Source organism: Burkholderia sp. MR1-5-21 (assembly GCF_053427715.1).
The window spans coordinates 191,697-214,191 of the sequence record NZ_JBSAXD010000006.1 but is presented as its reverse complement, the minus strand read 5'-3'; the positions used below and the strand labels follow the sequence as shown (position 1 = coordinate 214,191).

At 67.3% G+C, this 22,495-nt stretch carries 24 protein-coding genes; 21 read left to right on the top strand and 3 right to left on the bottom strand.

Annotated elements, in window-relative coordinates:
* The first annotated feature begins 208 nt into the window (after positions 1 to 208).
* Positions 209 to 1,357, top strand: a complete 1,149-nt coding sequence (locus tag ACV229_RS11205) for a metallophosphoesterase (protein ID WP_448083191.1) — start codon at positions 209 to 211, stop codon at positions 1,355 to 1,357.
* A 133-nt stretch (positions 1,358 to 1,490) separates the two neighbouring features.
* On the opposite strand, the gene ACV229_RS11200 is transcribed toward ACV229_RS11205, so the two are convergent.
* Positions 1,491 to 2,075, bottom strand: coding sequence for a malonic semialdehyde reductase (locus ACV229_RS11200; RefSeq protein WP_448083190.1), 585 nt, complete (start codon positions 2,073 to 2,075; stop codon positions 1,491 to 1,493).
* Between the two features lie 255 nt (positions 2,076 to 2,330).
* Between ACV229_RS11200 and ACV229_RS11195 the strand changes: the two genes are divergently transcribed.
* The 3 genes from ACV229_RS11195 to ACV229_RS11185 all read left to right on the top strand — a co-directional run bounded on the left by ACV229_RS11195 (position 2,331) and on the right by ACV229_RS11185 (position 4,702).
* Entirely contained in the window at positions 2,331 to 2,921 is a 591-nt protein-coding gene (locus tag ACV229_RS11195) for an alpha-ketoglutarate-dependent dioxygenase AlkB family protein (protein ID WP_448083277.1), read from the top strand.
* Between the two features lie 271 nt (positions 2,922 to 3,192).
* Positions 3,193 to 3,399 (top strand): hypothetical protein, encoded by a 207-nt coding sequence (locus ACV229_RS11190; RefSeq protein WP_448083189.1) that lies wholly within the window; start codon positions 3,193 to 3,195, stop codon positions 3,397 to 3,399.
* 349 nt (positions 3,400 to 3,748) lie between these two features.
* Positions 3,749 to 4,702, top strand: a complete 954-nt coding sequence (locus ACV229_RS11185) for an IclR family transcriptional regulator (RefSeq protein WP_448083188.1) — start codon at positions 3,749 to 3,751, stop codon at positions 4,700 to 4,702.
* Positions 4,703 to 4,808: 106 nt separating this feature from the next.
* Here the strand turns inward: ACV229_RS11185 and ACV229_RS11180 are convergent, their stop codons facing one another.
* On the bottom strand, positions 4,809 to 5,888 hold the full coding sequence (locus tag ACV229_RS11180; RefSeq protein ID WP_448083187.1) for a porin: 1,080 nt from the start codon (positions 5,886 to 5,888) through the stop codon (positions 4,809 to 4,811).
* A gap of 440 nt (positions 5,889 to 6,328) precedes the next feature.
* On the opposite strand from ACV229_RS11180, the gene ACV229_RS11175 reads away from it, so the two are divergent.
* The 14 genes from ACV229_RS11175 to ACV229_RS11110 all read left to right on the top strand — a co-directional run bounded on the left by ACV229_RS11175 (position 6,329) and on the right by ACV229_RS11110 (position 19,770).
* Complete coding sequence (locus ACV229_RS11175) at positions 6,329 to 6,646, top strand: non-heme iron oxygenase ferredoxin subunit (RefSeq protein WP_448074548.1); 318 nt, start codon at positions 6,329 to 6,331, stop codon at positions 6,644 to 6,646.
* A 1-nt stretch (position 6,647) separates the two neighbouring features.
* Positions 6,648 to 6,959, top strand: coding sequence for a recombinase-like helix-turn-helix domain-containing protein (locus ACV229_RS11170; protein ID WP_448083186.1), 312 nt, complete (start codon positions 6,648 to 6,650; stop codon positions 6,957 to 6,959).
* 43 nt (positions 6,960 to 7,002) lie between these two features.
* The gene (locus ACV229_RS11165) at positions 7,003 to 8,076 is read left to right on the top strand and encodes an aromatic ring-hydroxylating dioxygenase subunit alpha (RefSeq protein WP_448083185.1); all 1,074 of its coding nucleotides are present in this window, start codon (positions 7,003 to 7,005) and stop codon (positions 8,074 to 8,076) included.
* A complete protein-coding gene (locus ACV229_RS11160) occupies positions 8,069 to 8,836 on the top strand; it encodes an SDR family oxidoreductase (protein WP_448083184.1) in 768 nt (255 codons plus the stop codon). The genes ACV229_RS11165 and ACV229_RS11160 overlap by 8 nt, the downstream gene beginning before the upstream one ends.
* Before the next feature lie 23 nt (positions 8,837 to 8,859).
* Positions 8,860 to 9,387, top strand: coding sequence for a cupin domain-containing protein (locus tag ACV229_RS11155; protein ID WP_448083183.1), 528 nt, complete (start codon positions 8,860 to 8,862; stop codon positions 9,385 to 9,387).
* Between the two features lie 18 nt (positions 9,388 to 9,405).
* Positions 9,406 to 10,302 carry an alpha/beta fold hydrolase gene (locus tag ACV229_RS11150; protein WP_448083182.1) on the top strand — a complete coding sequence of 299 codons (897 nt, stop codon included), beginning with the start codon at positions 9,406 to 9,408 and terminating at the stop codon, positions 10,300 to 10,302.
* A 79-nt stretch (positions 10,303 to 10,381) separates the two neighbouring features.
* On the top strand, positions 10,382 to 11,236 hold the full coding sequence (locus tag ACV229_RS11145) for an IclR family transcriptional regulator (protein WP_448083181.1): 855 nt from the start codon (positions 10,382 to 10,384) through the stop codon (positions 11,234 to 11,236).
* Complete coding sequence (locus ACV229_RS11140) at positions 11,233 to 12,030, top strand: SDR family oxidoreductase (protein WP_448083180.1); 798 nt, start codon at positions 11,233 to 11,235, stop codon at positions 12,028 to 12,030. Before ACV229_RS11145 ends, ACV229_RS11140 begins: the two co-directional genes overlap by 4 nt.
* On the top strand, positions 12,023 to 13,690 hold the full coding sequence (locus ACV229_RS11135; RefSeq protein ID WP_448083179.1) for a thiamine pyrophosphate-binding protein: 1,668 nt from the start codon (positions 12,023 to 12,025) through the stop codon (positions 13,688 to 13,690). Before ACV229_RS11140 ends, ACV229_RS11135 begins: the two co-directional genes overlap by 8 nt.
* On the top strand, positions 13,683 to 14,522 hold the full coding sequence (locus ACV229_RS11130; protein WP_448083178.1) for an aspartate dehydrogenase: 840 nt from the start codon (positions 13,683 to 13,685) through the stop codon (positions 14,520 to 14,522). The genes ACV229_RS11135 and ACV229_RS11130 overlap by 8 nt, the downstream gene beginning before the upstream one ends.
* Positions 14,523 to 14,627: 105 nt before the next feature.
* Complete coding sequence (locus ACV229_RS11125) at positions 14,628 to 16,118, top strand: aldehyde dehydrogenase (protein ID WP_448083177.1); 1,491 nt, start codon at positions 14,628 to 14,630, stop codon at positions 16,116 to 16,118.
* 18 nt (positions 16,119 to 16,136) lie between these two features.
* Positions 16,137 to 17,102, top strand: coding sequence for a VOC family protein (locus tag ACV229_RS11120; RefSeq protein WP_448083176.1), 966 nt, complete (start codon positions 16,137 to 16,139; stop codon positions 17,100 to 17,102).
* Positions 17,095 to 18,339: an NAD(P)/FAD-dependent oxidoreductase gene (locus ACV229_RS11115; RefSeq protein WP_448083175.1), complete on the top strand. Its 1,245-nt coding sequence runs from the start codon at positions 17,095 to 17,097 to the stop codon at positions 18,337 to 18,339. The genes ACV229_RS11120 and ACV229_RS11115 overlap by 8 nt, the downstream gene beginning before the upstream one ends.
* A 30-nt stretch (positions 18,340 to 18,369) precedes the next feature.
* The gene (locus ACV229_RS11110) at positions 18,370 to 19,770 is read left to right on the top strand and encodes an MFS transporter (protein WP_448083174.1); all 1,401 of its coding nucleotides are present in this window, start codon (positions 18,370 to 18,372) and stop codon (positions 19,768 to 19,770) included.
* Between the two features lie 212 nt (positions 19,771 to 19,982).
* On the opposite strand, the gene ACV229_RS11105 is transcribed toward ACV229_RS11110, so the two are convergent.
* Complete coding sequence (locus ACV229_RS11105) at positions 19,983 to 20,459, bottom strand: OsmC family protein (protein ID WP_448083276.1); 477 nt, start codon at positions 20,457 to 20,459, stop codon at positions 19,983 to 19,985.
* A 29-nt stretch (positions 20,460 to 20,488) separates the two neighbouring features.
* On the opposite strand from ACV229_RS11105, the gene ACV229_RS11100 reads away from it, so the two are divergent.
* The 3 genes from ACV229_RS11100 (at position 20,489) to ACV229_RS11090 (ending at position 22,446) form a co-directional block, all read left to right on the top strand.
* Positions 20,489 to 21,247: a GntR family transcriptional regulator gene (locus ACV229_RS11100; RefSeq protein WP_448083173.1), complete on the top strand. Its 759-nt coding sequence runs from the start codon at positions 20,489 to 20,491 to the stop codon at positions 21,245 to 21,247.
* A gap of 411 nt (positions 21,248 to 21,658) precedes the next feature.
* Positions 21,659 to 21,925, top strand: a complete 267-nt coding sequence (locus ACV229_RS11095) for a hypothetical protein (RefSeq protein WP_448083172.1) — start codon at positions 21,659 to 21,661, stop codon at positions 21,923 to 21,925.
* Between the two features lie 149 nt (positions 21,926 to 22,074).
* On the top strand, positions 22,075 to 22,446 hold the full coding sequence (locus tag ACV229_RS11090; RefSeq protein WP_448083171.1) for a hypothetical protein: 372 nt from the start codon (positions 22,075 to 22,077) through the stop codon (positions 22,444 to 22,446).
* The last annotated feature ends 49 nt before the right edge of the window (positions 22,447 to 22,495 follow it).

The window sequence follows — 22,495 nt, the reverse complement described above, 5'->3', positions numbered from 1 at the left end:
TTCGTCATAGGCCAATGGCGCCGATCGATCGGCTCGCACTCTCCGGTGTCAGGCGACCTGCAGCGCGTCGGTTCGCACGTTGCCGGCGTCGTCATGGACGGGATATGTGTACCATCGAGCGTACGGTGCGGGACGCGCGGCACGGGGCACAACGAACCTGTTCGACGCGCGTTCCGCTGGGTCGTGTCGCAACGTGGGTGAGCGCTCCATGCGAAGTTTCTTTGTCCGGTTCATTGCGATCGGCTTGCTGTTCCATCTTTATGTCGGGCTGCGGATCGTGCCCGACGCGTTCGTATCGCCGGTCGCGCGCGGTGTCGCGGTGCTCGTGCTGGCAAGCTTCTGTGTGCTGATTCCGGTCGGGATGTTTTCGCGGCGTTTCGACGAAGGGTGGGCCGCGACCCTGTTCGGCTGGGTCGGGGCGATCGTGATGGGGTTCTTCTCGTCGCTGCTCGCGCTGACGTTCTTGCGCGAGTTCGTGCTGCTCGGCGTCGTCGTGTGGCGGCAGCTCGGGCACGCCGGCGCGTGGAGCAACGCGGCTACGGACAGCGCGCTCGGCGTATTGGCCAGCGCGGTGCTGGTCACGGTCATCGGCTTCGCGAATGCGCGGCGCACCGCATCGGTCAAGCGCGTGTCGATTCCGGTCGCGGGGCTGCCGGACGCGCTCGACGGCCTGAAGATCGTGCAGCTCTCCGATATCCACGTCGGGCCGACCATCAAGCGGGGCTATGTCGAACGCATCGTCGGCGCCGTCAACGCGCTCGATGCCGATATCGTCGCCGTCACGGGGGACGTGGTCGACGGCTCGGTCGAACGGCTGCGCGAGCATACGGCGCCGCTCGGGCGCATGAAATCCCGGCACGGCAGTTTCCTCGTGACGGGCAACCACGAGTATTACGCCGGCGCACACGCATGGATTGCCGAGTTCCGGCGGATCGGCCTGAACGTGCTGCTCAACGAACACGTCGTGGTCGAGCACGACGGCGCGCGCGCGGTGGTCGCGGGCGTCACCGACTTCACGGCCGGCGGATTCGACCCCGCGCACCGGAGCGACCCGGCGAGGGCGCTGGCGGGCGCGCCCGGCGATGTCGGGACGAAGATCCTGCTCGCGCATCAGCCGAGGAGCGCGGAGCAGGCGAACAAGGCCGGCTTTTCCGTGCAGATTTCAGGGCATACGCACGGCGGGCAGTTCCTGCCTTGGCCGCCGTTCGTGCGGCTGCAGCAGCCGGTGATCGCCGGGCTGCGGAAGTTCGGCGATCTGTGGGTCTATACGAGCCGTGGCACCGGGTATTGGGGGCCGCCGAATCGCTTCGGCGTGCCGTCGGAGATCACGCTGATCCGCTTGACGCGGGGCCGGTAGGCGGGGGCCCGCCACGCAACGGGCAAGCTTTCGATATGCCGTCGGCGATCGCCGGACGCGGGTGCCCGATGAACCGATCCGCGACACGCATGCCGCGGCACGCGCGCAACGAGACGCGCGCGCCGCGCGCCCGTCATTCGATACGGGCGATGTCGTCGAAATCGAAGCGCGGGCTGCGCGGGAACAGGCCTGCCGGATCGCCGTAGCCGAGGTTCACGAGGAAATTGCTCTTCACCGTCGTGCCGGCGAAGAACGCCGCGTCGACCGCCGCGCCGTCGAAGCCGGACATCGGGCCGGCGTCGAGGCCGAGCGCGCGCGCGGCCATGATCAGGTACGCGCCCTGCAGCGACGAGTTGCGGAACGCGGTCGCCTGGATCAGCGCGTCGTTGCCGGCGAACCAGCTGCGCGCGTCCGCGTGCGGGAACAGCCGCGGCAGGTGCTCGTAGAACGCCATGTCCATGCCGACGATCACCGTGACCGGGGCGGCCATCGTCTTCGCGCGGTTTCCTTCGGCCAGCGCGGGCTTCAGGCGGGCCTTCGCTTCCGGCGACTTGACGAACACGAAGCGCGCGGGGCTCGAGTTCGCGGACGTCGGGCCGAGTTTCGCGAGATCGACCAGCCGATGGAGCAGCGCGTCGTCGACCGGTTTGTCCTGCCACGCGTTGTGCGTGCGCGCGGTGACGAACAACTGGTCGAGAGCGGAATCGGAAAGGGGCATGATGGGATCCGGTGAGAAATGCGGCCGGGTCGCGCCGGCCGGCTGGATACGAAAGGGAGGCGGCGCCCTGGAACGGGCGCGGTGCGACTTGCCGCGATGATAGCGCGATGGGCGGCGATGCACGCGCCGGCGCCTGCCGTCGGCCATCCGCCGCTTACCGTCCCCGAATGAGCGAGCATGGCAGCCGCGGGCGCGCTTCGCTACCATGCACGCATGCATCGCCCGCCGATGCGCGTTCCACGTTTTCCGCCCGACATGTCGACGTTCGATCTCTTCGATGACACCCCCGCACCCGACGTGGACTGGTTTCCGGACTGGCTGCCGCCGGCGGAGGCCGATCGCGTGCAGGCCGCGCTGACCGGCGAGGTCGCGTGGCGCCAGGACGCGATCCGCACGCCGCGCGGGCGCATCCCGTTGCCGCGTCTCACCGCGTGGCAGGGCGACCCGGATGCGGTGTACGTGTATTCGGGCATCCGCAACGAACCCGCGCCGTGGACGCCGGCCGTGCTCGAGCTGAAGCGCGCGGCCGAGGCGACGTGCGGCGTGCGCTTCAACAGCGTGCTGCTCAACCGCTACCGCAACGGCCAGGACAGCATGGGCTGGCATGCGGACAACGAGCCGGCGCTCGGCGACGCGCCGGTGATCGCGTCGGTGAGCCTCGGCGCGATGCGCGTGTTCGATCTGCGGCACCGCGCGACCGGCGTCACGCACGCGTACCGGCTGACGCACGGCAGCCTGCTCGTGATGCGCGGGCGGACCCAGGCCGAATGGCAGCATCGCGTGCCGAAGGCGCCGGCCGTGCAGGGCGAGCGGATCAACCTGACGTTCCGCCACGTCTACGCGTGACGGGCTCCGCCGATCCCGGTGCCCGCACGCGTGTCGCACGTGGCCGGCGATGCGGCGTCATGCCTGATCGGGCAGCGTAAAACGCCGTCGATGGCGACAATGCATCGAAATTACCAATTCGATAGCCAAGTAGAACCACCGATGGTGCGTTGCAACAATTGTCGGGTAAACTGATAGTTGGGCCGGTGTCTGTCCACGGACGCCGGAATGATGGCATCGCGTGCCCGCGGGATCGGTAGATTCCGAACGGCGGGCAGCGGGAGAACTTTGCGTGACCGGACTGCATGAATCGCTCGAACCCTTGCTGCACGTCTTCGAACAAGACGGTGCATGGCAATGGGCGCTGACCGTGAAGCGCGCGGCGGGCGTCGGCGTGAAGGTCATCGCGTTCAGTCATGACGGTTTCCATCGGCAGGCCGATGCCAGGGAAGCCGGCGAACGCGCGCTCGCGTCCTTCGGCGGCCCGGTGACCGTGTGAGGTTGCCCGGCGGCGGCGCGCCGCTCGCCCGCGGTTCGACCCGGATCCGGCGCGGCTGCAGGTGAACCCCACGCGACACGACGTCGCAGCATGCCGGCCTCCATTCATTGCGGGCACTCCCCGTGTCGTCCGGCGAGGTACTCATGGCGCATCGCTGTCTATCGCTGATATCCTCTCAATTGTGTGTGGCTATTCGAAGTGTCGTGACGATGCGCCGATCGTCCCGGCCGTTTCCGGTTGACCGTGCTTGCGGTCGCGAAACGGCGTGCGGGGTGAGGTAGCATGAGTGAACGTCCACGACGCGCAATGGCCTGTCTTTCGTGATCGAATTCTTTCCGTCCATGCTCCCATGGCCAAAACAACGATGAGCGGTGCGACCAGGCCGCCCGCTGCGCCTGCGCGTCAAACGCGCGGTGCGGCAGGCGCTGGCGATGCGCCGGAACCTGTCCCCGCCGGCGACGACGAAGCCGCTGGCGGTGCGTCATCCTATCTCGTGCCGGGCCTCGAGCGCGGTCTGCGGATCCTGGCCGAGTTCTCCGCGCGCGAGCTGGTGCTCGGCGCGCCCGAACTGTCGAAGCGCATCGGCATTCCGCGCACGACCACGTTCCGCCTGCTGCAGACGCTCGAAGCGCTCGGCTTCCTCGAGCGCGTGAACGGCGACCGTCATTTCCGGCTCGGCGTCGGCGTGCTGCGGCTCGGCTTCGAATACCTGAACTCGCTCGAGCTGACCGATCTCGGCACCCCCGTGCTCGAACGGCTTCGCGACGCGACCGGCTTGTCGACGCACCTGCTGATCCGCGACCAGCGCGACGTCGTGTTCGTCGCGAAGGCGCAGAGCAATGCGTCGATGTTCGGCTCGGTGAAGGTGCATGTCGGCACGCGGCTGCCCGCACACGCGACCGTGCACGGCCACGTGCTGATGGGCGACCTCACGCGCGACGCGTTGCGCCACCTGTATCCGGAAAAGCGTCTCGAGCAGTTCACCGAGCGTACGCCGGGCACGGTCGACGAACTGTACGAGCGCGTGCGTCATTACGCGCGGCTCGGCTATGCGGTCAGCGAGGCCGCGTTCGAAGCCGGCATCTCGGCCGTGACCGCGCCGGTGCGCGATCATTCGGGGTCGATCGTCGCGGCGATTACCGCGACGGTGCCGCGCTCGGAGATCGGCGAGGCCCGCGAGAAGGAGCGCCTCGTCGAGGCCGTGTGCGGTGCGGCGGTCGACCTGTCGCAGCGCCTCAACTATCGTCCGCTCGAAAGCGATCCGACGTTCGCGCACGCGCGCCACAAGGTTGCGATGTTCTGACGTGCTGTCGATGTGCCGCTCACGCGGCCATCGATACAGAAAGCGGCCCGCGGGCCGCTTTTTTTTGTGCCGTCGTGCGCGTGTCGCACGCTATGCGGCCGCGTCGTCAGAACGAATGATGAATCCCCGCCAGCACGACGATCTGGTTCGCGGTGCTCGACACGCCGGCCGTGAAGAACGACGCATGGGCGCCGCCCGACGCGTGCTCGTACAACACGTTCGCATAGAGCTGCGTGCGCTTCGACAGCGAATAGATGTCGCCGAGCTCGAACTGCGTCCAGCGCCGGCCCGACAGCGTCGACGTCGCCGCGCCGCCCGCAATCGTGTTGAACGGGTTGGTGCGGTAGTTCACGCCCGCGTCGTAGCTCTGGAACGTATCCGAGAAACCGTTCGACTGCATCTTCGTGCGCGTGTAGAGCCCGTGCACGAGGAAGTCGCCGATCTGGTACGACGCGCCCGCGCCGATGTTCTCGACCTTGCTCGCCGTATAGCCGTTCGCGGTGTTCTGCCCCTGGAAGCTCGCGATCCCGGTCTGGCTAATCAGCACCGAGCGGTCGTGTTCGTTCGAATAGACGGCCGACGCCTTGAACGGGCCGTTTGCGTAGTTCAGCGCGACGCCGACCGACTTGCCGGTCGAGAAGTTCGTCGTGTTGCCGAGCGCCATCACGGCCGCGGCGGAGAAGCCCGCGAAGGTCGGCGAACGGTATTTGACCGCGTTGTTGTACGGCACGTTGCCGGTTGCCGCGAGGCCGTCGATGTTGCCCGGATGGAACGCATACCAGCTCTGCGCGAGGTACGCGGTGCTCAGCGGGTCGAGGTAGTCGAATGACAGCGGCGTCTGGCGGCCGAGCGTCACCGTGCCGTAGCGATCCGAGCTGAGCCCGACCCACGCGGCGCGGTTCCAGATCGTGTTGGCGGTCGCGAACTGGCCGTTGTTCGTATAGAAGCCGTTTTCGAGCTGGAAGATCGCCGACAGGCCGCCGCCCAGGTCTTCCTTGCCCTTCAGGCCCCAGCGGTCGGGCTGTGTATTGCCCTGGATCATCGCCCACTTCGCGTGGCCGCCGACGTTGTTCACGTAGGCAATGCCCGCATCGGTGCTGCCATACAGCGTCACGCTGCTCTGCGCCCACGCGCCCGACACGGCGCCGATACCGACGACCGCTGCTGCTACCGCATGCTTGACCATTAGATCTCCTTCCTGAGTCTCACTCGAATGAAAACGTGCCGTGGCGGTGCGCGAATGGACGACCTGCCGGCTGCGCGCATCTTCACTGCGGGTTGGGCATTTTCGTGTTCCATATAAGGAACGATGTGCCTCTGGTGGAATGAAGTATAGGGCGGTAGCAAGCGTGGAAAAAAATAAATTTATCGGGTCGAAGTCGTATGCGTCCGGCACGCAACGTGCGGGAACGACTCCCCGGAAAATCGCATAACTGCCCGACAGGTAAGAAAAAATCACAATCCTTAGGGTAGAGGCTGACGATTGCCAACCGAACGGTCAGTGTTTTCCCTAGGACGTGCAGCTTTTTGTTTTTCTCGTGGAAAGTCGCTCCTATAATCACCATCCATAAACTGATGTTCCGGATATGGAACAAACCGAGAGTCGATCAGAAGGAAGGGTGTGAGATGTCTGAACAATGGATTTGCGCCGGGCACGCCGGCGCGCTGTCGGAAGACACGCCGATCGAGTTCAAGCGGACCGACGGCGTCGAGATCGGGATCTACCGCGTCGGCGACGAGGTGTACGCGCTCGAGAACGTGTGCCCGCATGCGTACGCGCTGCTGACGCAGGGTTTCATCGACGAAGGCACGGTCGAGTGCCCGTTGCATGAAGCGGTGTTCGACATCAAGACGGGCCAGTGCCTGAAAGGGCCGGGCGGCCGTGCGCTGAAGCAGTACGCGGTGCGCCTCGCCGGCGAGGAAATCCAGATCAAGGTGGAATGACATGAAAGAAGCGATCGTGAACTTCAATCCCTTCCTGAAGCCGTGGGTGGCGCCGCAGCCGAACAACGTCGCGGGCAAGGGGCAGATCGAAATCCCGGGCCAGGTCGAGAACCGGATCTGGCAGACCCGCAAGGCCGAGCCGACGCAATACGAGAACGATCTCGGCGACGCGCTCGAACGCGTGTTCGAAGCCGGCGCGACCGAGCTGGACGACGTCGTCGCGGGCCTGAACCGCATCGGCTTCCGCGCGCCGGACGGTGCGCAGTGGACCGCCGAGCGCTTCTGCGCGGAAATGGCCGCGCTCGCGGAATGACCGCACGCCCCGCCGACCCGACAACCGCATCCGGAGCCCATTGATGACGTCCACTGCACAACACGCTTCCTCCACCGACCCCGTCCGCGACTATCTCGACCGCGGCATCAAGAACTACTGGTATCCCGTCGCGCCGAGCTGGCAGGTGTCGAACGCACCCGTCGGCCTCACGCGCCTGTCCGAGCAGATCGTGCTGTGGCGCGACCAGGACGGCCAGGTCCACGCGCTCGAGGATCGCTGCCCGCACCGCGGCGCGCGCCTGTCGCTCGGCTGGAACCTCGGCGGCAACATCGCCTGCTGGTATCACGGCGTCGAAGTCGACGGCAGCGGCACGGTCAACCGCGTGCCGGCCGTCGCGAACTGTCCGCTCGAAGGGATGAAATGCGTGAAGTCGTATCCGGTCCAGGAAAAGGCCGGCGCGATCTTCCTGTGGTTCGGCGACGAAGCGCATGCCGAGCCGGCGCCGCTGAACCTGCCCGAGGAACTGGTCGCCGACGAATACGCGCACTTCCTGTGCGTGTCGAGCTGGAAGTGCAATTACCAGTACGCGATCGACAACGTGATGGACCCGATGCACGGCGCGTACCTGCACGCGACGTCGCACTCGATGGCCGAAGGCGACAAGCAGGCCGACATGCGCGTGCGCAAGACGGAAACGGGCCTGATGTTCGAAAAGGTCGGCCAGCGCGACGTGAACTTCGACTGGGTCGAACTCGGCGAAACCGGCTGCCTGTGGATGCGCCTCGCGATTCCGTACAAGCAGAAGTTCGGCCCGGGCGGCAACTTCGGGATCATCGGCTTCGCGACCCCGGTCGACGGCGACCACTGCCAGGTCTATTTCTGGCGCACCCGCAAGCTCGCGGGCTGGCAGCGCGACGTGTGGCGCTTCATGTACCGCAACCGCCTCGAAGGGCTGCACTGGGACGTGCTCGAGCAGGATCGCTACGTGCTCGAAAGCCTCGCGCCGAATGCGCGCGACCACGAATACCTGTACCAGCACGACGTCGGCATCACGCGCGTGCGCCGGATGCTGCGCCAGCGCGCGCAGGAGCATCTGTCCGCGCTCGACGCGCATCGCGCGGCGCAAGCGGCCGCGTCGGAGTCCGCTCATGGCTGACGCTTCCGTGGTGTCGCTCGCCGGCCGGCGCGTGCTCGTCACGGGCGGCGCGCGCGGTCTCGGCGCGGCATTCGTAAAGGCGCTCGTCGCGGCTGGCGCGCAGGTCGCGTTCGGCGACGTGCTGGCCGACGAGGGGCGTGCGCTCGCCGCGCAGCTCGCGGAACAAGGCCACGCCGCGCATTTCTTCGCGCTCGACCTCGCCGATCCGGCGAGCGTCCACGCGTTCGTCGAGCAGGGCGCGGCGGCGCTCGGCGGCATCGACGGCCTGATCAACAACGCGGCGATCACGAACTCGGGCGGCAAGCTGGCGACGGAACTCGACGTCGCGACCTGGGACGCGGTGATGAACGTCAACGTGCGCGGCCTCTGGCTCGTCAGCAATGCGGTGCTGCCGTACCTCGCGCAGTCGGGTCGCGGCGCGATCGTGAACCTCGCATCGGATACCGCGCTGTGGGGCGCGCCGCGGCTGCTCGCGTATGTCGCGAGCAAGGGCGCCGTAATCGCGATGACGCATGCGCAGGCGCGCGAGTTCGGCGCGCAGGGCGTGACGGTCAACGCGATCGCGCCGGGGCTGACGGAAGTCGAGGCGACCGCCTACGTGCCGGCCGAGCGCCACGCGTTCTACCTGCAGGGCCGCGCGCTGACGCGTGCGCAGGTGCCCGACGACGTGACGGGCCCCGTGCTGTTCCTGCTGTCGGACGCCGCGCGCTTCGTGACGGGTCAACTGCTGCCGGTGAACGGCGGCTTCGTAATGAACTGATTTTCACTCTGAAGGAGATGACGATGGCGGACGCCGATCTCGATCGCAATTCGTGGGACCAGCCGGAAGGCGCAACCTTTGGCGACTGGATGGAAGGGCGCGTCGCGCGCTACGCGACGCGGCGCTACGACTGGGACGCGCTGAAGTTCCAGGCCGACTACGACCCGAAGTACCGCCGCGCGCAGATGCGCTATGTCGGCACGGGCGGCACGGGCATCGCGAAGGACGTCAACACGGTGCCGGCCGGCAACTTCACGTTCTCGACGATGGTGATCCCGGCCGGCAACATCGGCCCGAGCCACATCCACATCGATGTGGAAGAAATCTTCTTCGTGCTGCGCGGCAAGATGAAGGTGATCTGCGAGCGCGACGGCGAGACCTGGGAAGCGATCCTCGGCGAGCGCGACCTGATCTCGGTGCCGCCGGGCGTCTATCGCACGGAGATCAACATCGGCGAGGAAGACGCGCTGATGTGCGTGATGCTCGGTTCGCCGAAGCCCATCACGCCGACGTATCCGCCGGATTCGCCGCTCGCGAAGATCAAGCGTTGAGACGGAGCGGGTGAAGCGATGAGTGTCATCGACAAACGTGAACGCGACCGCGTCGCCGCCTTCGCGACGCTGCTCGAGCGGTTTCCCGAGCAGCGCTCGCCGGCCGGCGCGGCGGGCACGATCGGCTACCGCGAGGCCGGCGCGCAGCATGCGGGCCGCGCGCACCCCGTCGTGCTGCTGCACGGGATCGGCTCGGGCGCCGCATCGTGGGTGCGTCAGCTCGATGCGCTCGGCGCTTCGCGGCGCGTGCTCGCGTGGGATGCGCCCGGCTATGGCGCGTCGACGCCCGTGCACGGTGCGTCGCCGGCCGCCGCCGATTACGCGGCGTCGCTGAATGCGTGGCTCGAGGCGCTCGGCATCGAACGCTGCGTGCTGGTCGGCCATTCGCTCGGCGCGATCGTCGCGGGCGGCCTCGCCCGCGTGATGCCGGCGCGGATCGCCGGGCTGCTGCTGATCTCGCCCGCGGGCGGCTACGGCAGCGCGCCGGCCGAGACGCGCGAGTCGCGCCGCAACGCGCGGCTCGCGATGCTCGCCGAACTCGGCCCGGCCGGGCTCGCGGAACAGCGCAGCGCCAACATGTTGTCCGGCTTTGCGAGCGAGGACGCGCGTGCATGGGTGCGCTGGAACATGGCGCGCATCGTGCCGGCCGGCTACGCGCAGGCGACGCATCTGCTCGCGAACGCCGATCTCGCGTCGGATCTCGCAGGCTTTCGCGGCCGCACGGCGGTGGCTGTCGGCGCGAACGACGCGATCACGCCGCCCGCCGCGTGCGAGCGGATTGCCGCGGCCGCGCAGGTCGGGCTGCAGGTGATTCCGCAGGCCGGGCATGCGGGCTACGTCGAGGCGCCGGCCGTCTATACGGCACTGATCGAGACGTTCTGCCGTCAGTGCGACCAGCAGCGGGGGCTCGTATGAACTGCCCCCACGCTCACATTCGTTCGCTGCCCCCCGAGGGGGCGGCTGCCACCCTTGGGGCGGCCCGGCGGGAGGCAGCATGAGCGAACCGCTTCTGAACGAAACCGACGGCGCGAAAGGCGAAGCGAATTACGTGGTGCCGGGCCTCGAGCGGGGCTTGAGAATTCTCGCCGAATTCTCGCCGCGCGAGCCGGTGCTCGGCGCGCCGGAGCTGTCGAAGCGGCTCGGCATTCCGCGCACGACGGTGTTCCGCCTGCTGCAGACGCTCGAATCGCTGGGGTTCCTCGAGCGCGCGGACAAGGACCGCAACTACAAGCTCGGCATCGCGGTGCTGCGGCTCGGCTTCGAATACCTGAGCTCGCTCGAGCTGACCGATCTCGGCCTGCCGGTGATCGAGAGCCTGCGCGATGCGACCGGGTTCACGACGCACATCGTGATCCGCGACGGCCGCGACGTCGTGTTCGTCGCGAAGGCGCAGAGCCAGTCGCCGGTGTTCAGCTCGATCCGGGTGAACGTCGGTACGCGGCTGCCCGCGCACGCGACGACGCACGGCCACGTGCTGATGGGCGACCTGTCGCTGAAGGAGTTGCGCGCGCTGTATCCGGAAGCCACGCTCAACCGGATGACGAACGCGACGCCGGAAACCGTCGACGCGCTGTACGAAATGATCCGCGAGGATGCGCTGCGCGGCTACGGCGTCAGCAACTCGTCGTTCGAGCGGGGGATCTCGGTCGTCACCGCGCCGGTGCGCAACGACACGCAGAAGATCGTCGCATGCATCACGGTGACGGTGCCGCGGCCGGAGATCGACGCGTTGCTGATCGCGGACGGGTTGATCGACAAGGTACAGCGCGCGGCGGCCGAACTGTCGCGGCGGCTCAACTATCGCTCGGATGACGAGCACACGTTTTTGAAGGCATTAGGACTCCGATGATTCAGATCGATCTGACCGGACAGGTTGCGGTGGTGACGGGCGGTTCGTCCGGCATCGGCCTCGCAACGGCCGAACGGTTTCTGCAGGCGGGCGCGTCGGTCGCGATTTGCGGCCGCGACGGCGAGCGTCTCGCGCGCGCCGAGGCCGGGCTGCACGCGAAGTACCCGGGCGCGCAGCTGCTCGCGGCGCGCTGCAACGTGCTCGACGAAGGCGAAGTCGCCGGCTTTGCACAGGCGGTGTCCGCGCGCTTCGGCCGCGCGGACATGCTGGTCAACAACGCAGGCCAGGGCCGCGTGTCGACGTTCGCCGACACGACCGACGACGCGTGGCGCGAGGAGCTCGAGCTGAAGTACTTCAGCATCATCCGCCCGACGCGCGCGTTCCTGCCGATGCTGCGCGACGCCGATGCACCGAGCATTACCTGCGTGAACTCGCTGCTCGCGCTGCAGCCGGAGCCGCACATGGTCGCGACGTCGTCGGCGCGCGCGGGCGTGCTGAGCCTCGTGAAGTCGCTCGCGACCGAACTCGCGCCGCAGCGCATCCGCGTCAACTCGATCCTGATCGGCATCGTCGAATCGGGGCAGTGGCGCCGCCGCTACGAAGCGCAGGCGCAGTCCGGCGAAAGCTGGGAAGCCTGGACGGGCGCGATCGCCCGCAACAAGAACATTCCGCTGAACCGCTTCGGTCGGCCTGACGAGGCCGCCTGGGCGCTCTTTTATCTCGCAACGCATCTGTCGTCCTACACGACGGGCAGCCATATCGACGTTTCTGGAGGCTTTGCACGCCATGTCTAACAAAACCACGGTTGGCGAGCTGATTGCCGCCTTTCTCGAGCAGTGCGGCGTGAAGACCGCTTTCGGGGTCATCTCGATCCACAACATGCCGATCCTCGACGCGATCAACTCGCGCGGCAACATCCGCTACGTCGGCGCGCGCGGCGAAGCGGGCGCGGTCAACATGGCCGACGGCCTCGCTCGCGTGTCGGGCGGCCTCGGCGTCGCATTCACGAGCACCGGCACGGCGGCGGGCAACGCAGCCGGTGCGATGGTCGAGGCGCTGACCGCCGGCACCGCGCTGTTGCACATCACCGGCCAGATCGAGACGCCGTACCTCGACCAGGATCTCGCGTACATCCACGAGGCGCCGGACCAGCTGACGATGCTGAATGCGATCTCGAAGGCCGCGTTCCGCGTGCGCACGGTCGAGACCGTGCTGCCGACGATCCGCGAAGCGGTGCGCGTCGCGCAGACCGCGCCGACGGGCCCCGTGTCGGTCGAGATTCCGATCGACATCCAGGCGGCGGAAATCGACTGGCCGGAAGACCTCGCACCCGCGCACGTCGCGGTTCGCGAACACGACAGCGCGCGCATCGCGAAGCTCGCGGACGCGCTTGCGAACAAGCGTCGCCCGCTGCTGTGGCTCGGCGGCGGCGCGCGTCACGCGCGGGCGGAAGTCGAGCGCCTCGTGAAGCTCGGCTTCGGCGTCGTGACGAGCGTGCAGGGCCGCGGCGTGCTGCCTGAAGACCACCCGGCGACGCTCGGCGCGTTCAACGTGCATGCGGCGGTGGAAGCGTTCTACAAGACCTGCGACGCGCTCGTCGTCGTCGGCTCGCGCCTGCGCGGCAACGAGACGCTGAAGTACAAGCTCGCGCTGCCGCAACCGCTGTTCCGCGTCGATGCCGACGCGCTCGCCGACAACCGCGGTTATCGCAACGACCTGTTCATCCATGGTGATTCGAAGCGCGTGCTGGCCGAACTGGCCGATCGCCTCGAAGGGCGCCTCGCCATCGATCCGCAGTTCGCGGCCGATCTCGCCGCCGCGCGCGAGCAGGCGGTCGCCGACGTCGCGAAGGGCCTCGGCCCGTACAAGCAGCTCGTCGATACGCTGCAGGCCGCGGTCGGTCGCGACTACAACTGGGTGCGCGACGTGACGATCTCGAACAGCACGTGGGGCAACCGCCTGCTGCAGATCTTCGAACCGCGCGCGGGCGTGCATGCGCTCGGCGGCGGCATCGGCCAGGGGATGCAGATGGGCATCGGCGCGGCGCTCGCGGGCGCCGCGGCGAAGACGGTCTGCCTGGTCGGCGATGGCGGCCTGATGGTCAACGTCGGCGAACTCGTGACCGCCGTGCAGGAAAACGCGAACGTGATGATCGTGCTGATGAACGACCAGTGCTACGGCGTGATCCGCAACATCCAGGACGCGCACTACGGCGGCCGCCGCTGCTTCGTCGAATTGCACCAGCCCGATTTCGCGCAGTTCTGCGCGAGCTTCGGCCTCACGCACTACCGGATCACGTCACTCGACCAGGCCGAAGGGATCGTGCGCGAAGGGCTGGCGAAAGAGGGTCCGGTGCTCGTCGAAGTCGACATGCTGTCGGTCGGCTCGTTCACGTCGGCGTTCGCGGGCCCGCCCGTGAAGAAGGAAGCGCCCGTGGAGCGCCAGTATGCTTAACCGGCCCAACCAGGTGCACGCACCCGGGCAGGCGCCCGTCGACGTCGCGATGATCGGTTTCGGCGCGATCGGCGCGGCCGTGTATCACGCGGTCGAGCACGATGCGTCGTTGCGCGTCGCGCACGTGATCGTGCCCGAGCATCAGCGCGACGCCGTGCAGGGCGCGCTCGGCGGCGCGGTGGAAGTCGTGTCGTCGGTCGGCGCGCTGGCCTGCCGCCCCGAGTTCGCGCTCGAATGCGCGGGCCACAGCGCGCTCGTCGATCACGTCGTGCCGCTCTTGAAGGCCGGCACCGACTGCGCGGTCGCGTCGATTGGCGCGCTGTCCGATCTCGCGCTGCTCGACGCGCTGTCGCAGGCCGCCGACGAGGGCCACGCGACGCTGACGCTGCTGTCCGGTGCGATCGGCGGCATCGATGCGCTGGCCGCCGCGAAGCAGGGCGGCCTCGACGAAGTGCTGTACGTCGGCCGCAAGCCGCCGCTCGGCTGGCTCGGCACGCCGGCCGAGGCGCTGTGCGACCTGCGTGCGATGACCGAAGAGAAGGTGATCTTCGAAGGCACCGCACGCGACGCGGCGCGCCTGTACCCGAAGAACGCGAACGTCGCGGCGACCGTCGCGCTCGCGGGTCTCGGGCTCGACGACACGCGCGTACGCCTGATCGCCGATCCGGCGGTCGCGCGCAACGTGCACCGCATCACCGCGCGCGGCGCATTCGGCGAGATGTCGCTCGAGATGAGCGGCAAGCCGCTGCCCGACAACCCGAAGACCTCCGCACTGACGGCCTTCAGCGCGATCCGCGCGCTGCGCAACCGCGCGGCCCGCTGCGTGATCTGAACCGGCCACGGACGCTACCGACATGAAACGACCCCCACGCTCACTACGTTCGCTGCCCCCCGAGGGGGCGGTCAGCCCCCTTGGGGCGGCCCTGCGGAGGCTGACATGACTGCATTCGATTCCTCCCTCGTCCCGAACGGCGAAATCCTCGTCGGCGGTGAATGGCGCAACGGCCGCGGTGCAAAGACGCCGAACTTCTATCCGGCCGACCAGTCGCTGAACACCGAAATCCACATGGCCGACGCGGCCGATGCGAACGAAGCCGTCGAGGCCGCCGACGCCGCGTGGCGCAAGGCCGACTGGGCGGGCCTCAAGCCGCACCAGCGCGCGTCGGTGCTGTACCGCATCGCCGAGCTGGTCAACGCGAACCACGAAGGGCTTGCACAGCTGCAGCGCCGCGACAACGGCAAGCCGATCAACGAGACGCGCGCGCTCGTCACGAGCGCGGCGAACACGTTCCGCTACTTCGCCGCGTGCGCGGAGACGATGGAAGAGGAACTGACGCCGTCGCGCGGCGACTACCTGACGATGAGCGTGCACGAGCCGCTCGGCGTCGTCGCGGCGATCACGCCGTGGAACTCGCCGATCGCGTCCGACGCGCAGAAGCTTGGCCCGGCGCTCGCGGCCGGCAATGCGGTCGTGCTGAAGCCGGCCGAAGTGACGCCGCTCGCATCGCTCGCGCTCGCGCGTCTGTGTGAACAGGCCGGCGTGCCGCGCGGTGTCGTGTCGGTGATCCCTGGCAAGGGTTCGGTGGTCGGCGACGTGCTCGTGCGCCACCCGCGCGTGAAGAAGGTGTCGTTCACGGGCGGCACCGAAGTGGGCCGCGGGATCGCGCGACTCGCCGCGGACAAGCTGATGCCGCTGTCGCTCGAACTCGGCGGCAAGTCGCCGACGATCGTGTTCGACGACGCCGATCTCGATCATGCGGTCAACGGCGTGCTGTACGGAATCTTCAGCTCGTCCGGCGAATCGTGCATCGCCGGTTCGCGGCTGTTCGTGCAGCGCGGGATCTACGACGCGTTCGTGTCGCGTCTCGTCGACGGCGCGCGCAAGCTGCGCGTCGGCGATCCGACGAGCGAGCGCACGCAGATGGGCCCGCTGATCACCGGCCAGCATCGCGACTCGATCGAGCGCTACGTCGCGCTCGGCCGTGACGAGGGCGGCCGCGTGCTGTGCGGCGGCGAGCGTCCGGTCGGCGAAGGACGCGAGCAAGGCTTCTTCTACCTGCCGACGATTCTCGACGGCCTGACCAACCACGCGCGCATCTGCCAGGAAGAGATCTTCGGCCCGGTGCTCGTGGTGCTGCCGTTCGACGACGAGGCGTCGCTGATCGCCGAAGCGAACGACAGCGTGTTCGGCCTCGCGGCCGGCATCTGGACCCGCGACTACAAGCGCGCGTGGCGGCTCGGCCGCGCGCTGGAAACGGGCACCGTGTGGATCAACACGTACAAGCAGTTTTCGATTTCGACGCCGTTCGCCGGCTGGAAGGACAGCGGGATGGGCCGCGAGAAAGGGCGCCTCGGCATCCGCGAGTACATGCTGCAGAAGAGCCTGTACTGGGGCTTGAACGACGCGCCGCTGCCGTGGGCGAACTGAGCGAAGGAGAATGACGCAATGAGCATTTTGGGTATCGAGCAGATCACGTACGGTGTCGACGACCTCGCGACGTGCCGGCGTTTCTTTGCCGACTGGGGGCTGAAGGAAGTGGCGCACGACGAGACGCGCGCACGCTTCGAGACGATGAACGGCTGCACCGTGCTGGTCGTCAAGGCCGACGATCCGGCGCTGCCGCCCGCGTTCGAGACGGGCCCGACGCTGCGCGAAGTGACGTGGGGCGTCGCGACGGCCGCGGAACTCGACGCGCTGCGCGGCAAGCTCGCGGGTCAGCCGGGCTACTACACGCAGGACGACGCGGTCGGCTGCATCGATCCGAACGGGATGGCGATCCGCATCGAAGTGACGCGCAAGCGCGCGCTCGACGTGAAGGGCTCGCTGTCGAACGTGTGGGGCGAGACGCTGCGCGTCGACACGCCGAGCACGATTTATGAACGTGCGGAGCCGGTCGAGGTCGGTCACGTCGTGTTCTTCACGAACGCGCTCGACGCGCAGGAAGAGTTCTATCACGAGCTGCTCGGCTTCGAGACGTCGGACCGCTATCCGGGCCGCGGCGCGTTCATGCGCTGCGCGCCGCACGGCGGCCACCACGACCTGTTCCTGCTCGCGCTGCCTACGGCCAAGCGCGGCCTGAACCACGTCGCGTTCACGGTGCGCGACATCCACGAAGTGTTCGGCGGCGGGATGCACATCGACCGCTGCGGCTGGCAGACCCAGCTCGGGCCGGGCCGGCATCCGGTGTCGTCCGCGTACTTCTGGTATTTCCAGAATCCGGCGGGCGGCCTGATCGAGTACTACGCGGACGAAGACATGCTGACGCCCGACTGGCAGCCGCGCGAATTCGAGCCGGGCCCGACCGTGTTCGCCGAATGGGCGGTCGACGGCGGCCTCGACGGCAACACGCGCCGCCAGAAGAATGCGAAGGCGCCGGAAGGCAAGTTCATGACGGAGCGCAAACATGACTGACGCCACTGTGCAGGATACCGCCGCGATCGGCACCGTCGTCGTGATCGGCGGCGGCCAGGCCGCCGGCTGGGTGCTCAAGACGCTGCGTGCGGAAGGGTTCACGGGCCGGCTCGTGATGATCGCGGACGAACCGCATCTGCCGTACGAGCGTCCGCCGCTGTCGAAGGCAGTGCTCGCGGGCGACGCGCACATCGAGACCGTGCGTGTCGTGCATCCGGAGGAGTTCGAATCGCTGAACGTCGAAGCGTGGCAGCCGGAGCGTGCGGCGTCGATCGACCGCGCGCGCCGCATCGTGCGCACCGAGAGCGGCCGCGAGGTCGAATACGACCGCCTCGTGATTGCGACCGGCGGCACGTCGCGCCGCTTGCCGGATTCGCTCGTGAGGACTGCCAACCTGCATTACCTGCGCACGCTCGACGAGGCGGCCACGCTCGGCGAGAAGCTGCGCGCGAGCCGGCGCGTGCTGGTGGTCGGCGGCGGCTGGATCGGCCTCGAAGTGGCGGCGACCGCGCGCAAGCTCGGCGTCGACGCGGTGGTCGTCGAAGGCGCGCCGCGACTGTGCGGGCGTTCGGTGCCGCAGCTCGTGTCCGGCTTCTTGCTCGACCTGCATCGTTCGAACGGCGTCGACGTGCGCCTCGGCGCATCGCTCGTGTCGCTCGACGCGCAGCCCGGCGACGCGTCGAAGGTGCGCGCGACGCTCGCGGACGGCACGACGATCGACGCCGACTTCGCGGTGGCCGGGATCGGACTTGCGCTGAATGCGTCGCTCGCATCCGACGCGGGACTCGCGGTCGACGACGGCATCGTCGTCGACGAATTCGGGATGACGAGCGATCCGGCGGTGTTCGCGTGCGGCGACGTCGCGAACCACCACAACGGCTGGCTCAAGCGCCGTGTGCGCCTCGAATCATGGGCGAACGCGCAGAACCAGGCGATCGCGGCCGCGAAGGCGGTGCTCGGCGTGCGCGCGCCGTACGCGGAGATTCCGTGGTTCTGGTCGGATCAGTACGACGTGAACCTGCAGATCCTCGGCGATCTGCCGGCCGATGCGCAGCTCGTCGTGCGCGGCGATCTCGCCGCGCGGCGCGCAACGCTGTTTTTCGTGGGCGACGGGCATGTGAGAGGTGTCATCGCCGTCAACAATGCACGCGAACTGAAGCTCGCGCGCAAGTGGATGAACCAGGGCCGGGCAGTGGACATGGAAGCCCTGGCAGACACGACCAAAGCGCTGGCCTGACCGGGCAGAGAGACTACGGAGACACCCCGCATGAGCACTTTCGACAACGTCGTGGCCGGTCGGACCACGATGGAAGCTGCCGCCTCGACGCCCGGCGCGATCATCGCGCGGCTCGAGCGGCTTCCCGCCAACGGGATGCAGATCCGCGCGCGCGTGCTGATCGGCACCGCGACGTTCTTCGACGGCTTCGACGTGATCACGATCGCCGCGACACTGCCGCTGCTGATTCACAAGTGGGGCCTGTCGCCGAACCAGGTCGGCCTGCTGATCGCATCGGGCGCGATCGGTCAGCTGATCGGCGCATTCCTGTTTCCGGCGCTCGCGGAGAAGCATGGCCGCGTGAAGGCGATCGCGTGGAGCTCGGCTGTGATCGGCATCACGAGTATCGCGTGCGGGTTCGCGCCGACGTTCGAGGTGTTCGTGCTGCTGCGCATCCTGCAGGGTCTCGGGCTCGGCGGCGAGCTGCCGGTCGCCGCGACGTACATCAACGAAATCACCCGCGCGCACGGGCGCGGCCGCTTCGTGCTGCTGTACGAGATCGTGTTCCCGATCGGCCTGCTGGTGTCGATGGCGCTCGGCGCGTGGCTCGTGCCGCGCTTCGGCTGGGAGATCATGTACTTCGTCGGCGGCCTGCCGCTGCTGCTCGCGCTCGTGCTCACGCGCGTCGTGCCGGAATCGCCGCGCTGGCTCGCGTCGCGCGGTCGGCTGTCGGAAGCGGGGCGCGCCGTCGGCGTGTTCGAGGCATCCGTGAAGGGCGAGCTGCCGCCGGTCACGCGGGCTGCGGAGTTCGACGACATGGTGCGCCAGCACCCGAAGCGCCGGATGTCCGACCTGTTCAGCGCCGCGTATCGCAAGCGCACGATCGCCATCGCGACGCTATGGGCGACCTGCGGCTTCATTCAGTACGGGCTGTCGACGTGGTTGCCGACGATCTACAAGAACTTCTATCATGCGCCGCTGCAGCTCGCGCTGAACCTCGCGGTGATCGGCTCGGTGATGGGCGTGCTCGGTTCGCTCGCGTCCGCGTTGCTCGTCGACAAGCTCGGCCGCAAGCCGGTAATCGTCTGGTCGTTCGTGCTGTGCGCGCTGTCGATGGCGCTCGCGGGCGTCTATCACGCGTCGTCGGTGTACGTCGTCGCGACGTTCTGCTCGCTGTCGCTCGGGCTGATGGCGTCGGGTTTCATCACGGCCTACGTGTACACGCCGGAGCAGTATCCGACGAGCATCCGCGCATCGGGTTGCGGCCTCGGCAGCGCGTGGCTGAAGATCGCGTCGTTCGTCGCGCCGATGGTCGTGCCGCACGCGATCATCGGCGGCGACCTGAGCCCCGCGTTCTATCTGCTGGGCGCAGTGCCGCTGATCGCGGCCGTCACCGTGCACTTCGTCGGCATCGAGACGAAAGGGAAGGTGCTCGAGGCGCTCGAGGCGTAAGCGTTGCGCTTGTGACGCGTTGGAAGGAAGCGGCCCGGACGATGTCCGGGCCGTTTTTTTTCGGTCGTCGCGAATGCGGCGACGGAGCGTGCGGCAGGGATGCGGATCGGCGCGATTGCCGAGGGCTGAGGCCGAGTTTGGCCGGCTGCCGTCATCGGCGATCCGGGCTGGGCGTCCGGCGACAAGCACGGAGGCGTTGCTTCGATCGCCTGTCAGCTGCTGGCAAACTCGATCGTCGGCTCGCAGCGGATCGGAAAGTTGACGGAGTTCGCCACGTAGCACTTTTCGTGAGCGGTGTGGTGCAGCGTTGCGGCCCGCTCACGATCGTCGCCCGCGCGAATGACCACCTTCGGACGCAGGACGATTTCCGCGAATCTGCCTTGTTCGGGGCTGTCGAGCATCGTTCCTTCCGCGTCGTCGACGTAGGACAGGACGCAGATACCGGCGTCGGCGCACAGGTGCAGGTACCAGAGCTTGTGACACGCCGATGTCGAGGCCAGCAGCAGATCTTCCGGATTCCAGCGCGCCGCGTCGCCGAGGAACGCGGCATCGGACGAACCCGGGATGTCCGGCTTGGCGCCTGCGCGAATGACGTGGTCGCGGCCGTAAGCGCGATATCCCGACGTGCCGGTCCCTTTGTTGCCCGTCCATTCCACCGAAACACGGTACTTGTGCTCACCGTATGCCATCGTGCTCTCCTTCGATAACGAAACGTTGAATGTCGACCGAGGACCCTTGGAGCCGGACCTCATGCGTCGAACCGACTTGCTGGCGTCATTGTCGCACCAGATGCCTGTTTGGTATACCATTATTCCAAATCACGACACGCCAGACCATGGAAACGAAATTCGACTCCACCGCGGACGCGGTGGCCGCATCGCTGCGGGACATGATCGTCAACGGCGAACTGGCGGGCGGCGAACGGCTGGTCGAGCGCGACCTGGCCGACCGGTTCGGCATCAGCCGGATTCCGCTGCGCGAGGCGATTCAACGGCTGGAGCGCGAGGGGCTGGTGGATCTCTTCAGGAACCGCGGAGCCGTCGTGCGGATGCTGAGCGCGTCGGACGTGAAGGAAATCTACGACCTGCGGGCGCTGCTCGAAGGCGACGCAATTCATCGGAGCGTGAAGCAGCTCGACGACGAGACGCTCGCGCGTGCGGAACTCGTTCATCGGCTGCTTGGCGATGCGGGGACGACAGCGAGGCAGGGGGCGCTCAACCGGGAATTCCATGAGCTGCTGGTTTCGCGCTGCGGGAACGAACGTCAGCTCAAGGCAATCGCGGAACTGCGTGGCCAGGTCGAACGTTACGAGCGCTTGCAGAACACGTTGCTCGCGGATACGCCGTCGTTCCAGATCGAGCACGAGGCCATTCTGCAAGCGTGCCGGGAACGCAATGCACGGAGCGCCCGCGCGATGACGATCGCGCATCTCGATTCGGCGAGAGACATCGTGATGCGGCTCGTTGAACGCGGGTGAGCGTGGCGAGCCGCGGATTTACAACCTTTTTACTTGCCACGCCGCCGGCGTTCACTAAAATATCAACGCAACCAATCACAGAGAGCTGGTGACATGAACTTCCGATGTCCTCGTCCCCCGAGTCGTTTCACTGCCTGACAGGCAGGACGTCTGCGTCTCTCTTCCTTGAGCCGCCGTCTTGCCAGCAGGCAAGCGGTGCGCGTCATCCTCATTTTTCCGTGCATCCATTCACGCGACTTCGATACTGAGATTATCGGTATCGAGGCAGCAGCGCGCCGCCGTGGCGGCTTGTGCGCTCGCGCGTAATCGGGCCGGCACATATCGTGCGTCCTCGAGATGGTCCGCCAGGTAGCGTGCAGGAATCGGCAGCACTTCGCATGCACGGTGTTTGTCTTGTAATACGGATTGCTAATGAAAGAACTGATTGGAGCATGTTTTCCGACGAGTATGCCGAGCCTGAGCGCGCACGAGATGGCTGCGCTGATGTTGCTCGATCACGCGCCCGTTGAGGTCGAGATGGGAACGCTCGACATCACCGCGCTTTGCGACGCCGGGCTGGCCGAGCTGATCGGGATGGAAGCGGGCGAGCCCAAGTTTTCCATTACGCGAAAGGGCAAGACGGTATTGCGGATCCTGACTGCATTGATCGCGAACGAAGACAGTGTCTGGAACGCTTGACGCGACCCCGGCATTTCGAGCGCGGCTCGTCGCCAACCGATAGGTACCGCCCCGAAAGGGACGCGCAGGATTTCCCGGCAGTCGATGAGGATGAAATATCAAGCAATCCTCATTGAATGCATCGTGTTTGACAACCCTGGAGTTTTGTCATGTTCGAGATCAACAAGAACTACACTCGCGAATTCATCCACACGGTGTGTGGCGGCAACAAGCAGGCTTTCCTTCCGACGAAGAACGGGAAGGTCGTAGCAGCGTGCCTGCGCATGGATCTCAATCCGCACGCACCCGACGTCATCATCTGCGACGGCAGCGCGTCCGCGCGAGCGGCAGGAAAGACGCTCGCGGCGCAGGAGGGCGCCATCCCGGTGTTCATCAAGATCGAGACGGACGCGTTTCGCTTCGTCGGACTGTTTGTCGTCAGCGAGTCGCTGACCGTGCCGGTCGACTATGCACCCTATGTGCGTAACAGCGGGTTCACGACCGGTCAGGTTTCGCGCGTGCTCAAGATGAAGCGCAGCTAGTGCAACGCCGGTCGGTGCCGATCGCGTCGAGCGCCCGGAACCGGCCGGC